Consider the following 12,787-nt stretch of genomic DNA (forward strand, 5'->3'; position numbering starts at 1 on the left):
AAAAAGCAAAGATCGCAGCCTGCGGCAGCTCCTACAGGACGTTACTTAACGCAGACCGCGTTGAGTCTCGTCCAGCTCTCGGATGTACTTGAAGATTTTACGGCTCGAAGCAGGAGGCTTGTTTTGCGCAACCTCGTGCTGGGCCTGACGGATCAGGGAACGCAATTGCTGGCGGTCCGCGTCCGGGTAGTCGACGACGAATTTTTCCAGTACGGCATCGTCGCCGGCGATCAGGCGATCGCGCCAACGTTCCAGGTTATGGAAGCGTTCGTTGTACTGGCGAGTGGAGGCATCGAGTTGATCGAGCAATACCAGAATCGCGTCAGTGTCCTGATCGCGCATCAGTTTGCCGATGAACTGAAGGTGCCGTTTACGCGCGATGTTCGCGGTGTGCTTGGGCGCATCGGCCAGAGCCCGACGCATGGCGTCGGTCAACGGCAATTTTGCCAGCAAGTCAGGCTTGAGCGTTGTAAGGCGCTCGCCGAGGTCAACCAGAGCATGCAGCTCGCGTTTAACCTGGGATTTGCTTTTTTCTCCCGTATCGAGGGAGTCGTCGTAAGAATCAACCATGGTGGCCGTCCGCAAAGAAACGCCGCCATGATAACCAGTCGGGGGCCGCTTGTCCGGCCCGGTCGCTCGATGACCGTTACCGAAAGCAGAATTTGAGTGGAGAACAGCATGAGTGCAGTTGAAAGCGTCGGCCCACAAGCGTTGCCGGCACTGCAAGAACAAGTCGAGCAGATCATCGCTGAAGCCAAGCGACAGGGAGCCAGTGCCTGTGAAGTGGCGGTGTCCCTGGAGCAAGGCCTGTCGACCACAGTTCGCCAGCGTGAAGTCGAAACCGTCGAATTCAACCGCGATCAGGGTTTTGGCATCACCTTGTACGTCGGTCAGCGCAAGGGCTCGGCCAGCACCTCGGCCAGTGGGCCGGAGGCGATTCGCGAAACCGTTGCCGCTGCCCTGGCGATTGCCAGGCACACCTCGGAAGACGAAGCCTCGGGCCTGGCAGATGCCGCGCTGATGGCCAGGGATGTTCAGGACTTCGACCTGTTCCACCAATGGGACATCACCCCGGAACAAGCGATCGAGCAGGCTCTGGCCTGTGAGGCCGCAGCGTTTGCCGCCGACAGCCGGATCAAGAACGCCGATGGCACCACCCTGAGCACGCATCAGGGCTGCCGCGTCTACGGCAACAGCCACGGGTTTGTTGGCGGTTATGCGTCGACCCGGCACAGCTTGAGTTGCGTCATGATCGCCGAGGCTGATGGCCAGATGCAGCGCGATTACTGGTACGACGTGAACCGCCAGGGCAATCTGCTGGCTGATCCGGTCAGCATCGGCCAACGTGCTGCGCAACGCGCGGCAAGCCGTCTGGGCGCGCGTCCGGTGCCGACCTGCGAAGTGCCGGTGCTGTTTTCCGCGGAGCTGGCCGGCGGGTTGTTCGGCAGTTTCCTGTCGGCGATTTCCGGCGGTAGCTTGTACCGTAAATCCTCGTTCCTCGAAGGTACGCTGGGGCAGAAGCTGTTCCCGGAATGGTTGACCATCGACGAGCGTCCGCATTTGATGCAGGCCATGGGTAGTGCGGGGTTCGATGGCGATGGCCTGGCAACCTACGCCAAACCATTCGTCGAAAAAGGCGAGTTGGTGTCCTACATACTCGGCACGTACTCAGGTCGCAAGCTTGGTATGCCGAGCACCGCCAATGCGGGTGGCGTGCACAACCTGTTCGTCACCCACGGTGATGAGGACCAGACTGCCCTGCTGCGTCGCATGGGGCGTGGTCTGCTGGTCACCGAATTGATGGGCCAGGGCCTGAACATGGTCACCGGTGATTACTCCCGTGGCGCGGCGGGTTACTGGGTCGAGAACGGCGAAATCCAGTTCGCGGTCCAGGAAGTGACCATCGCCGGCAACATGCGTGACATGTTCAAGCAGATCGTTGCCGTGGGGAATGACCTCGAACTGCGCAGCAACATTCGCACGGGTTCGGTGTTGATTGAGCGGATGACGGTGGCGGGCAGCTAAGCCCCGACCGCTATACAAAAAGGCGCGCCACCCATCGGGTGTCGCGCCTTTTTTTCTTTACTCGCCTTCGTCGAAGTAGTTGTTGATCAACGTCACCAGCGCATCCAGCGCTTCCTGTTCCTGTTCGCCTTCCGTGCTCAGATAAATTTTGGTGCCCTTGCCGGCGGCCAGCATCATCATCGCCATGATGCTTTTGCCGTCGACGGTGGATTCTGGCGTGCGTCCTACCCTGATCGTGCAATCCTTGAATTGACCGGCGATCCCAACGAATTTTGCCGAAGCGCGGGCATGTAGGCCCAGCTTGTTGATGATTTCGATTTCCAGAGCAGGCATCGCGGTGTGAATCCTTTAGCTGAGGTCGCGGTGGCGAACCTGGACATTCTTCAGGGATTGCTGCAGGACCTGGCCAAGACGTTCAGTCAGGTAAACGGAGCGGTGATGGCCGCCGGTACAGCCAATGGCAATGGTGACATAGGCACGGTTGCTGGCGGCAAAGCGTGGCAGCCATTTGAGCAAGTAAGTAGAAATGTCCTGGAACATTTCCTCGACATCAGGTTGTGCCGCCAGGTAATCGGCCACCGGTTGGTCGAGCCCGGACTGCTCGCGCAGTTCCGGCTTCCAGTAAGGATTGGGCAGGCAGCGCACATCGAATACCAGGTCGGCGTCGACCGGCATGCCACGCTTGAACCCGAACGACTCCACGAGGAATGCCGTACCGGGTTCCGGCTGGTTCAGCAGGCGCAGCTTGATGGTATCGCGCAGTTGATACAAATTCAGGCTGGTGGTGTTGAGCTTGAGATCGGCAAGGTCGGCAATCGGGCCGAGCAGGGTGGTCTCGTCGTTGATCGCTTCGGCCAGTGAGCGGTTGGCATTGCTCAGCGGGTGACGCCGACGGGTTTCCGAGAAGCGTTTGAGCAGGGTTTCTTCGTCGGCATCCAGGTACAGGACATCGCACTGGATGTGGCGACTGCGCACGTCTGCCAGCAACTCGGGGAACCGCGACAGGTGACTTGGCAGGTTGCGAGCATCGATGGATACGGCAACCAGCGGTTGTGCCAGCTCGGTATGTATCAGCGCTCGCTCGGCCAGTTCGGGCAGCAACCCGGCAGGCAGGTTATCAATGCAGTAGTAGCCGTTGTCCTCGAGGACGTCGAGGGCGGTACTTTTGCCTGAGCCGGAACGACCGCTGACGATGATCAAGCGCATGATTAATGACCGTTTTGCTCGTCCAGGACAACCTGATACAAGGCTTCATTGCTCGGGGCGCTGCGCAGTTTTTCGCGCACTTCCTTGCGGTCGAGCATGCTGGCGATCTGGCGTAACAGCTCCAGGTGCGCATCGGTAGCGGCTTCCGGGACCAGTAGCACGAACAACAGGTCAACCGGTGCGCCATCGATGGCGTCGAAATCGATGGGGGCGTCCAGATGCATCAAGGCACTGATGGGCGCATCACAGCCCTTGAGACGGCAGTGGGGGATGGCAATGCCGTTACCAAAACCGGTTGAGCCGAGTTTTTCACGGGCGACCAGGCTCTCGAAGACATCCTGCATGGCCAGATCCGGCACTTCGCGATGGATGAGGTTGGCAATTTGCTCGAGGGCTTTCTTTTTACTGCCGCCCGGCACGTTCACCAGGGAACGGCCGGGGGTCAGGATGCTTTCAAGTCGGATCATGGGTTGGGAGTGTTAACGACCCGTAGCGCCCTGGAGGAGGCTCTGGGTCTTTTCCTTATGCTTTTTGAGTTGTTTATCCAGCTTGTCGGTCAGTGCGTCAATTGCCGCGTACATATCGGTATGTTCCGCGTTGGCGACCACTTCATTGCCGGGAATATGCAGCGTGGCTTCGATTTTCTGCTTCAGCTTTTCGACCGTCATCGTGACCTGCACGTTGGTGATCTTGTCGAAATGTCGCTCCAATCGTTCGAGTTTTTCGCCGATGTAGGAGCGAAGAGGTTCGGTCACTTCCAGTTGGTGTCCACTGATGTTGACTTGCATACAGCTTCTCCTTCGTTGCCAGTGCATAAAGCGGCAGATCCAGATGATCTGCCACTGGAACGCTGTGGCGTGGCCCTACATCAACCGCTTGCGTTCGCTCGAAGGCGCGATCCCCAGGGATTCGCGGTACTTGGCGACGGTGCGGCGAGCCACCTGAATGCCTTGTGCCTCCAGTAAACCAGCGATCTTGCTGTCACTCAACGGCTTTTTCTGATTTTCCGCAGCCACCAGTTTTTTGATGATCGCGCGAATCGCCGTGGACGAGCATTCTCCGCCCTCGGAGGTGCTGACGTGGCTGGAGAAAAAGTATTTCAGTTCATAGATGCCCCGAGGGGTATGCATGAATTTCTGCGTGGTCACCCGCGAAATCGTCGACTCGTGCATGCCGACCGCTTCGGCGATGTCATGCAGGACCAATGGTTTCATGGCTTCGTCGCCGTACTCCAGGAAGCCGCGCTGATGCTCGACGATCTGCGTGGCCACTTTCATCAGGGTTTCGTTACGGCTTTGCAGGCTCTTGATGAACCAGCGGGCTTCCTGCAGCTGATTGCGCATGAAGGTATTGTCGGCGCTGGTGTCGGCACGGCGAACGAAGCCTGCATACTGGGCGTTGACCCGCAGGCGAGGCACCGACTCCTGGTTGAGCTCCACCAGCCAGCGTTCGTTGTCCTTGCGCACGATCACGTCGGGAACCACGTATTCGGCTTCGGTCGATTCGATTTGCGAGCCTGGGCGCGGGTTGAGGCTCTGGACCAGTTCGATCACCTGGCGCAGTTCATCTTCCTTGAGCTTCATGCGGCGCATCAGTTGACTGTAGTCGCGGCTGCCGAGCAAGTCGATGTAGTCAGTGACCAGGCGCTTGGCTTCGGCCAGCCAAGGCGTCTTGGCGGGTAGCTGGCGCAATTGCAGCAGCAGGCATTCGCCCAGGTTGCGTGCACCGATGCCGGCGGGTTCGAATTGCTGGATGCGGTGCAGGACGGCTTCGATTTCGTCCAGTTCGATGTCCAGTTCCGGATCGAAGGCTTCGAGGATTTCCTCCAGGGTCTCGTCCAGATAACCCTGGTTGTTGATGCAATCGATCAGGGTCACGGCAATCAAGCGATCGGTGTCGGACATCGGTGCCAGGTTCAATTGCCACAGCAGGTGGCTTTGCAGGCTCTCGCCGGCCGATGTGCGGGTGGTGAAATCCCACTCGTCGTCATCGTTGCTCGGCAGGCTGCTGGCGCTGGTCTGGTAGACGTCTTCCCAGGCGGTGTCGACAGGCAGTTCGTTGGGAATGCGCTCGTTCCAGTCGCCTTCCTCGATGTTATCGACCGTCGGGGCGCTTTCCTGGTAAGAGGGTTCCTGGATCTCGGTGTTGGGTTTGTGTTCGGCGCTGTCGGCCAGAGGGTCGGAATTGTCGAAGTCGTCGCCTTCTTCCTGGCGCTCGAGCATCGGATTTGACTCCAGGGCCTCCTGGATTTCCTGTTGCAGGTCCAGGGTCGACAATTGGAGCAGGCGGATGGCCTGTTGCAGCTGCGGTGTCATCGTCAGCTGCTGGCCCATTCTCAAGACTAGCGATGGTTTCATGGCAGGGGCTTAACACCTTATTCGCCGGCGCACATGCGCCATCCACTACAGGGCGCCGGAGCGCCAAACATAAGCAAATTATATGCCCGAAACCGCGGCGTTTGCCTAGAGCGCTGTAACAATAAAAAAAGGTTGATTTTTTATTGCGGCATGCGCTCGGGCGACCCGCCGGACACCTCGACGCTTACAGACGGAATTCATGCCCCAGATACACTTCCTTCACCAGGTCGTTGGCCAGGATGGTTTCAGCGTCGCCTTCGGCGATCAGTTGGCCATCGTTGACAATGTAGGCGGTTTCACAGATATCCAGGGTTTCACGGACGTTGTGGTCGGTGATCAGCACGCCGATGCCCTTGGCCTTGAGGTGGTGGATGATCTGCTTGATGTCGCCCACCGAAATCGGGTCCACGCCGGCGAAAGGTTCGTCGAGCAGGATGAATTTCGGGTTGGTGGCCAGTGCCCGGGCGATTTCCACGCGGCGGCGTTCGCCGCCGGACAGGCTCATGCCGAGGTTGTCGCGGATGTGGCTGATGTGGAACTCCTGCAGCAGGCTTTCCAGTTCCTTGCGGCGACCGGCCTTGTCGAGTTCCTTGCGGGTCTCGAGGATGGCCATGATGTTGTCGGCCACCGACAGTTTGCGGAAGATCGACGCTTCTTGCGGCAGATAACCGATGCCCGCCTTGGCGCGACCGTGCATCGGCTGGTGGCTGACGTCGAGGTCATCGATCAGCACGCGGCCCTGATCGGCCTGTACCAGGCCGACGATCATGTAGAAGCAGGTGGTCTTGCCGGCGCCGTTGGGGCCAAGCAGGCCGACGATCTGGCCGCTGTCGATGGACAGGCTGACGTCACGCACGACCTGGCGGCTCTTGTAGCTCTTGGCCAGGTGCTGGGCTTTCAGAGTTGCCATTACGGGGCCTTTTTCTCGTCGGTTTTCTTTTTCGGCTGGATCACCATGTCGATGCGCGGACGCGACTCGGTCACCTTGCTGCCCGTGGCGCGACCGGCGCTGGCCAGCTTTTTCTCGGTGTCGTAGACGATTTTTTCACCCTGGGTGACGTTGTTGTCCTTGTCAATGACTTTGGCCTTATCGATCAGAACCACGCGGTTTTGCGGAGCGAGGTACTGGATGGTCACGCCCCAGCCCTGAACCGGCTTGGTGTCGCCAGCCGTCTGCAGTTGCTCGAAGTAGGCCAGGTTGCCCACCGAAGTCACCACGTCGATGTCGCCGTTCGGGGCGCGGGTCATGGTCACCTTGTTACCGGTGACCTTCATCGAACCCTGGGTGATGATGACGTCGCCGGTGTAAGTGGCGATGCCTTGCTTGTCGTCCAGTTGGGCATCGTCGGCCTGAATGCGGATTGGCTGCTGCTGATCGTCCGGCAGAGCCCAGGCGCTCACGCTTCCCAGTGCTGCGCCCAGACTGAGCAAAATAGGGAGGGTTTTAACGAGCCTCATACTGTCCTCTTACGTTCGATAGCAGGTGTATCCTGCTTTCTTTCAAATACGCCTTCATTCCCTTGCCAGTCGATACACCGCCAGCGCCGTCGATTCTAACGTCTTGCTCGGTCTGCGCATATTGCTGCTGCGGGAACACGGTCATGCGAGTGGTGGTGATCAGCGTCCTGCGGTTTTTCTCGTCGAAACGGGTAATGCGCACCGAATCGATCAGTTCGACCTGGGTGCCGTCCGGATTGACTTCGCCTTTTTCGCTCTGGACGTGCCACGGGAACTCGGTGCCCCGGAACATGTTCAGGTCGGGGTTGGTCAGCAGCGTCACTTCGGTGGCTTTCAGGTGCTCGACCTTGTCCGACGTCATCTCGTATTGCAGCTTGCCGTCCGGCAGGTACTGCACGCTGTGGGCGTTGGTGGCGTAATAGTCGATCGCACTCTCATCGACTTGCACTACCGGCTTGTCGAGAAAGCGTTCCGGGCTGATGTTCCAGTAGCCGACCGCAGCGAAAATCGCCGTGATGCTACCGAACACCAGAATGTTGCGAATCTTTTTACTTAGCATGATCTGGCTCACAGGTACGCGGCGTTGGCCTCATCGAGGCGGCCTTGGGCGCGCAGGATCAATTCGCAGAATTCACGTGCGGCACCTTCGCCACCGCGGGCTTGGGTGATGCCGTGAGCGTGCTCGCGCACGAAGCTGGCGGCGTTGGCCACAGCCATGCCCAGGCCAACCCGGCGGATCACCGGCAGGTCCGGCAAGTCGTCACCGAGGTAGGCGACCTGCTCATAGCTTAGGCCGAGTTGGCCAAGAAGCTCGTCGAGCACCACCAGTTTGTCTTCGCGACCCTGATACAGGTGGGGAATGCCGAGGTTCTTCGCGCGTCGTTCGACCACCGGGGTCTTGCGGCCGCTGATGATGGCGGTCTGCACGCCGGCCGCCATCAGCATCTTGATGCCCTGGCCGTCGAGGGTGTTGAACGTCTTGAATTCGCTGCCGTCTTCGAGGAAGTACAGGCGCCCGTCGGTCAGGACGCCGTCGACATCGAACACCGCCAGTTTGATCTGTTGGCCGCGTTGCAGCAGGTCCGTGCTCATTACATTACTCCCGCACGCAGCAAGTCGTGCATGTTCAGGGCACCGACCGGGCGATCTTCGCTGTCGACCACGACCAGCGCGTTGATTTTGTGATCTTCCATTATTTTCAGGGCCTCGGCGGCGAGCATTTCGGCGCGGGCGGTCTTGCCATGGGCTGTCATGACCAGATCGATAATGGCGTTGTGGATGTCGATGCTGCGGTCCAGTGTGCGACGCAAGTCACCGTCGGTGAAGATCCCGGCCAGCTTGCCGTCGGCCTCGAGTACCACGGTCATGCCCAGGCCCTTGCGGGTCATTTCCATCAACGCATCCTTGAGCAGGGTGCCGCGCTGTACTTGCGGCAGCTCTTGCCCGGCGTGCATGACGTTTTCCACTTTCAGCAGCAGGCGTCGGCCCAGCGCACCGCCCGGGTGGGAAAAGGCGAAATCCTCAGCGGTAAAACCGCGAGCTTCCAGCAGCGCGACGGCCAGGGCATCGCCCATGACCAGCGCGGCGGTCGTCGACGAGGTGGGCGCCAGGTTCAGCGGGCAGGCCTCGTGCTCGACATGAGCATTCAGGTTGACCTCGGCGGCCTTGGCCAACGGTGAGTCGGGCTTGCCGGTCATGCTGATCAGCTGGATGCCCAGGCGCTTGATCAGCGGCAGCAGGGTGACGATTTCATGGGTCGAGCCGGAGTTCGACAGCGCCAGGATGATGTCGTCGCGGGTGATCATGCCCATGTCGCCATGGCTGGCTTCGGCAGGGTGCACAAAAAAGGCCGTGGTGCCGGTACTGGCCAGGGTGGCGGCAATCTTGTTGCCGATGTGCCCCGATTTGCCCATGCCGACCACGACGACGCGGCCTTTGCTGGCCAGAATCATTTCGCAGGCGCGCACGAAATCCGCATCTATACGGGGCAGCAAGCTTTTTACGGCTTCCAGTTCGAGGCGGATGGTGCGTTGTGCTGACTTGATCAGGTCGCTGGATTGGCTCATTTCGAAACTGTTTAGCCTGATGAAAAGGCGGCGATTATAGCCGGTATGGTAGAAACCCTCACGCAAGTTCGTTGCCCATTGTCATTCGTTGTTACCGAATCCCCTCTAGATGGAGCTTTCTGGCTGTCATGTTGCTGAACATGGCCCGGCATTGGCCTTGGGCGCGTGACGCTTGCAGTGATATAGTTCGCCGCCAGTTCGGCCCGCCCAGGAGTATGTGCTTTCGTCAGGAAGCCAGGCGTCCGAGTGTGAGGCTGCATCGCAAGGAGTTTAGATGAGTGCCGATAACGCCTACGCGGTCGAGCTGAAGGGACTGACCTTCAAGCGCGGTGCGCGCAGCATTTTCAACAACATTGATATCCGTATCCCGCGCGGCAAGGTCACCGGCATCATGGGGCCTTCCGGGTGTGGCAAGACCACGCTGTTGCGCTTGATGGGCGCCCAGTTGCGGCCTGCCAGTGGCGAAGTCTGGGTCAATGGTCAGAACCTGCCGACGTTGTCGCGCAGTGATCTGTTCGATGCACGCAAGCACATGGGTGTGTTGTTTCAGAGTGGCGCACTGTTTACCGACCTCGATGTCTTCGAGAACGTCGCCTTTCCATTGCGCGTTCATACCGCGCTGCCCGAAGAAATGATCCGCGACATCGTCCTGCTCAAATTGCAGGCCGTGGGGTTGCGGGGCGCCATAGACCTGATGCCCGACGAACTTTCCGGCGGCATGAAGCGTCGCGTCGCGCTGGCGCGGGCGATTGCGCTCGATCCGCAGATTCTCATGTATGACGAGCCCTTTGTCGGCCAGGACCCCATCGCCATGGGTGTGCTGGTGCGCCTGATCCGCTTGCTCAACGATGCGCTGGGCATTACCAGTATCGTGGTTTCCCATGACCTGGCCGAGACCGCCAGCATTGCCGACTACATCTATGTGGTGGGCGACGGGCAGGTGTTGGGGCAGGGCACGCCGGACGAGCTGATGAACTCGGACGAGCCGCGTATCCGTCAATTCATGACAGGCGAGCCCGACGGTCCGGTCGCCTATCACTTTCCAGCGACGGATTACCGCGCAGATCTTCTGGGGAAGCGTTGATGCGCAAGATTTCACTTTTGGAAAGGGTGCGCCGGTTCGGCCACGCCGGCATCGATGTGCTGGCGGTGTTCGGGCGCTCGTCGATTTTTCTGTTTCACGCACTGCTGGGGCGCGGTGGCATCGGTGGCGGGTTTGGCTTGCTGATCAAGCAACTGCATTCGGTGGGTGTGATGTCCCTGGTGATCATCGTGGTCTCCGGGATATTCATCGGCATGGTGCTGGCGCTGCAAGGCTTCAACATCCTGTCCAGCTACGGTTCGGAGCAGGCGGTGGGGCAGATGGTGGCGCTGACGCTGTTGCGTGAGCTGGGGCCTGTGGTCACGGCATTGCTGTTCGCGGGGCGTGCCGGGTCGGCGTTGACGGCGGAAATCGGCAACATGAAGTCCACCGAACAGCTCTCCAGTCTGGAAATGATCGGGGTGGACCCGCTTAAATACATCATTGCCCCGCGCCTGTGGGCCGGCTTCATTTCCTTGCCGGTGCTGGCGATGATTTTCAGCGTGGTGGGTATCTGGGGCGGTTCCTGGGTGGCCGTCGACTGGCTGGGTGTCTATGAAGGCTCCTACTGGTCGAACATGCAGAACAGCGTGACGTTTGCCGACGATGTGCTCAACGGCATCATCAAAAGCATGGTCTTCGCCTTCGTCGTGACCTGGATCGCCGTATTCCAAGGCTATGACTGCGAGCCCACTTCAGAGGGGATCAGTCGTGCCACTACCAAGACCGTGGTGTATGCCTCTTTGGCTGTGCTCGGCCTGGACTTTATTCTGACCGCCTTGATGTTTGGAGATTTCTGATGCAAAACCGCACCCTGGAAATCGGTGTCGGCCTTTTCTTGCTGGCTGGCATCCTGGCTTTGTTGTTGCTGGCGTTGCGGGTCAGTGGCCTGTCCCCGAGCCCGAGCACCGAAACCTATAAACTTTATGCATATTTCGACAATATCGCCGGTTTGACTGTCAGAGCTAAAGTGACCATGGCCGGTGTGACCATCGGCAAGGTCACGGCAATCGATCTGGACCGCGACAGTTTCACCGGTCGGGTGACCATGCAACTGGAGAAGCGCGTAGATAATCTACCGGCAGACTCCACTGCATCTATCCTGACCGCTGGCCTGTTGGGCGAGAAGTACATCGGTATCAGTGTGGGCGGGGAAGAAGCCCTGCTCAAGGATGGCGGGACCATCCACGACACCCAGTCGTCGCTGGTGCTCGAGGACCTGATCGGTAAATTCCTGCTCAATACCGTTAGCAAAGACGCCAAATGAGGAGCTTTTGAATGATCTCTACCTTGCGACGTGGCCTGTTGGTTTTGCTCGCGGCCTTGCCGTTGGTGGCCAACGCCGTGGCGGCGCCTACCGCGCACGAGCTGGTTCAAGACACCACCAACCGCTTGCTGGCCGACCTGGCCGCCAACAAAGAGAAGTACAAGCAGGATCCGCAGGACTTCTATGCGGCGCTCAACAACATTGTCGGGCCGGTGGTGGATGCCGAAGGTATTTCCAAGAGCATTATGACGGTCAAGTACTCGCGCAAAGCTACCCCTGCGCAAATGAAGACCTTTGAAGAAAACTTCAAGAAGGGTCTGTTCCAGTTCTATGGCAATGCCTTGCTCGAGTACAACAACCAGGGCATTACCGTTGATCCTGCCAAGGACGAGTCGGGCGAGCGTACGAGCGTCGGCATGACGGTCAAGGGCAGCAACGGCGCGGTCTATCCTGTGTCCTATACACTGGAAAGGGTCGGCGGCGAGTGGAAACTGCGCAACGTCATCATCAACGGCATCAACATTGGCAAGCTGTTCCGTGATCAGTTCGCTGATGCGATGCAGCGCAATGGCAACGACCTGGACAAAACCATCAATGGTTGGGCCGGGGAAGTCGCCAAGGCCAAGGAATCCACCGAGAAACAGACCCAATGAGTGAGTCGGCGGTCCGGATGGACGAAGCCGGCGAGCTGCGGCTCAGCGGTGTGCTGGATTATCGCACCGGCCCTGAGCTGCGCCAGCAGGGGCAGGCGCTGATCAATGCCAGCAAGGCTGCGGCCGTGGTGGTTGATTGTTCGGCGGTGGAGAAGTCCAGCAGCGTCGGTCTGTCGTTGCTGTTGTGTTTCATGCGTGATGCCCAGGCGGCCGGCAAGGCGCTGAGCATCCGCGGGATGCCAGAAGACATGCGCGAAATCGCTCAGGTCAGTGAACTGACCGAGCTATTGGCGCATCCCTAACCCGCATCTATGAACAAGCCCCCCGTCAGAGTCCTGCTTCGCGGGGTTCGCAGGCGCGGGGCTTTTTTGTATGATGTCCGACCCGCGCGCACAGGGCGCCGATTGAGGTTGAGCATGCAGGCCGTAGAAGTGAAGAGCTTCCTTGAAGGAAAGCTGCCCGAAACGTTGGTGGAAGTCGAGGGCGAAGGCTGCAATTTCCAGCTGAACGTGATTAGCGATGAACTGGCGGCGTTGAGCCCGGTGAAGCGTCAGCAGCAGATCTATGCCCATTTGAACCCATGGATCACCGATGGCAGCATCCATGCTGTCACTATGAAATTTTTCAGCAGCGCGGCCTGGGCCGAGCGCACCTGAGCCCAAGGGCGTCGAGAT

Annotated in this window: 18 protein-coding genes; 7 read left to right on the forward strand and 11 right to left on the reverse strand. The window is 59.2% G+C overall.

Annotation, left to right across the window (positions count from 1 at the left end; genetic code table 11):
* Positions 1-45: 45 nt before the first annotated feature.
* A complete protein-coding gene (gene yjgA / locus ACA058_RS03905; RefSeq protein WP_034148278.1) occupies positions 46-570 on the reverse strand; it encodes a ribosome biogenesis factor YjgA in 525 nt (174 codons plus the stop codon).
* A gap of 108 nt (positions 571-678) precedes the next feature.
* On the opposite strand from yjgA, the gene pmbA reads away from it, so the two are divergent.
* Complete coding sequence (gene pmbA, locus ACA058_RS03910; RefSeq protein WP_497637937.1) at positions 679-2,025, forward strand: metalloprotease PmbA; 1,347 nt, start codon at positions 679-681, stop codon at positions 2,023-2,025.
* Positions 2,026-2,082: 57 nt separating this feature from the next.
* On the opposite strand, the gene ACA058_RS03915 is transcribed toward pmbA, so the two are convergent.
* The 10 genes from ACA058_RS03915 to ACA058_RS03960 all read right to left on the reverse strand — a co-directional run bounded on the left by ACA058_RS03915 (position 2,083) and on the right by ACA058_RS03960 (position 9,112).
* Positions 2,083-2,358, reverse strand: a complete 276-nt coding sequence (locus tag ACA058_RS03915) for an HPr family phosphocarrier protein (protein ID WP_497637938.1) — start codon at positions 2,356-2,358, stop codon at positions 2,083-2,085.
* 15 nt (positions 2,359-2,373) lie between these two features.
* The gene (gene rapZ, locus ACA058_RS03920; protein ID WP_497637939.1) at positions 2,374-3,231 is read right to left on the reverse strand and encodes an RNase adapter RapZ; all 858 of its coding nucleotides are present in this window, start codon (positions 3,229-3,231) and stop codon (positions 2,374-2,376) included.
* 2 nt (positions 3,232-3,233) lie between these two features.
* Positions 3,234-3,698 (reverse strand): PTS IIA-like nitrogen regulatory protein PtsN, encoded by a 465-nt coding sequence (gene ptsN, locus ACA058_RS03925; RefSeq protein ID WP_497637940.1) that lies wholly within the window; start codon positions 3,696-3,698, stop codon positions 3,234-3,236.
* 12 nt (positions 3,699-3,710) lie between these two features.
* Complete coding sequence (gene hpf, locus ACA058_RS03930) at positions 3,711-4,019, reverse strand: ribosome hibernation-promoting factor, HPF/YfiA family (protein ID WP_008018717.1); 309 nt, start codon at positions 4,017-4,019, stop codon at positions 3,711-3,713.
* A 75-nt stretch (positions 4,020-4,094) separates the two neighbouring features.
* Entirely contained in the window at positions 4,095-5,588 is a 1,494-nt protein-coding gene (locus ACA058_RS03935) for an RNA polymerase factor sigma-54 (RefSeq protein ID WP_497637941.1), read from the reverse strand.
* A 184-nt stretch (positions 5,589-5,772) separates the two neighbouring features.
* Positions 5,773-6,498, reverse strand: a complete 726-nt coding sequence (lptB, locus tag ACA058_RS03940) for an LPS export ABC transporter ATP-binding protein (RefSeq protein WP_008054366.1) — start codon at positions 6,496-6,498, stop codon at positions 5,773-5,775.
* Positions 6,498-7,046 (reverse strand): lipopolysaccharide transport periplasmic protein LptA, encoded by a 549-nt coding sequence (gene lptA / locus ACA058_RS03945; protein ID WP_497637942.1) that lies wholly within the window; start codon positions 7,044-7,046, stop codon positions 6,498-6,500. Before lptA ends, lptB begins: the two co-directional genes overlap by 1 nt.
* On the reverse strand, positions 7,033-7,605 hold the full coding sequence (gene lptC, locus ACA058_RS03950) for an LPS export ABC transporter periplasmic protein LptC (protein ID WP_497637943.1): 573 nt from the start codon (positions 7,603-7,605) through the stop codon (positions 7,033-7,035). The genes lptA and lptC overlap by 14 nt, the downstream gene beginning before the upstream one ends.
* An 8-nt stretch (positions 7,606-7,613) precedes the next feature.
* Entirely contained in the window at positions 7,614-8,138 is a 525-nt protein-coding gene (locus ACA058_RS03955) for a KdsC family phosphatase (protein ID WP_497637944.1), read from the reverse strand.
* Complete coding sequence (locus ACA058_RS03960) at positions 8,138-9,112, reverse strand: KpsF/GutQ family sugar-phosphate isomerase (RefSeq protein WP_497637945.1); 975 nt, start codon at positions 9,110-9,112, stop codon at positions 8,138-8,140. Before ACA058_RS03960 ends, ACA058_RS03955 begins: the two co-directional genes overlap by 1 nt.
* Before the next feature lie 274 nt (positions 9,113-9,386).
* On the opposite strand from ACA058_RS03960, the gene ACA058_RS03965 reads away from it, so the two are divergent.
* The 6 genes from ACA058_RS03965 to ACA058_RS03990 all read left to right on the forward strand — a co-directional run bounded on the left by ACA058_RS03965 (position 9,387) and on the right by ACA058_RS03990 (position 12,769).
* Positions 9,387-10,196, forward strand: a complete 810-nt coding sequence (locus ACA058_RS03965; RefSeq protein WP_497637946.1) for an ATP-binding cassette domain-containing protein — start codon at positions 9,387-9,389, stop codon at positions 10,194-10,196.
* Positions 10,196-10,993, forward strand: coding sequence for a lipid asymmetry maintenance ABC transporter permease subunit MlaE (mlaE, locus tag ACA058_RS03970; RefSeq protein ID WP_497637947.1), 798 nt, complete (start codon positions 10,196-10,198; stop codon positions 10,991-10,993). The genes ACA058_RS03965 and mlaE overlap by 1 nt, the downstream gene beginning before the upstream one ends.
* Positions 10,993-11,460, forward strand: coding sequence for an outer membrane lipid asymmetry maintenance protein MlaD (gene mlaD, locus ACA058_RS03975; RefSeq protein ID WP_008054374.1), 468 nt, complete (start codon positions 10,993-10,995; stop codon positions 11,458-11,460). The genes mlaE and mlaD overlap by 1 nt, the downstream gene beginning before the upstream one ends.
* An 11-nt stretch (positions 11,461-11,471) precedes the next feature.
* Complete coding sequence (locus ACA058_RS03980; protein ID WP_497637948.1) at positions 11,472-12,113, forward strand: MlaC/ttg2D family ABC transporter substrate-binding protein; 642 nt, start codon at positions 11,472-11,474, stop codon at positions 12,111-12,113.
* A complete protein-coding gene (locus ACA058_RS03985; protein ID WP_497637949.1) occupies positions 12,110-12,415 on the forward strand; it encodes an STAS domain-containing protein in 306 nt (101 codons plus the stop codon). Before ACA058_RS03980 ends, ACA058_RS03985 begins: the two co-directional genes overlap by 4 nt.
* A gap of 114 nt (positions 12,416-12,529) precedes the next feature.
* Positions 12,530-12,769 carry a BolA family protein gene (locus ACA058_RS03990; protein ID WP_497637950.1) on the forward strand — a complete coding sequence of 80 codons (240 nt, stop codon included), beginning with the start codon at positions 12,530-12,532 and terminating at the stop codon, positions 12,767-12,769.
* Positions 12,770-12,787 lie beyond the last annotated feature (18 nt).

The sequence above is a fragment of the Pseudomonas sp. LBUM1649 genome, from assembly GCF_059716155.1.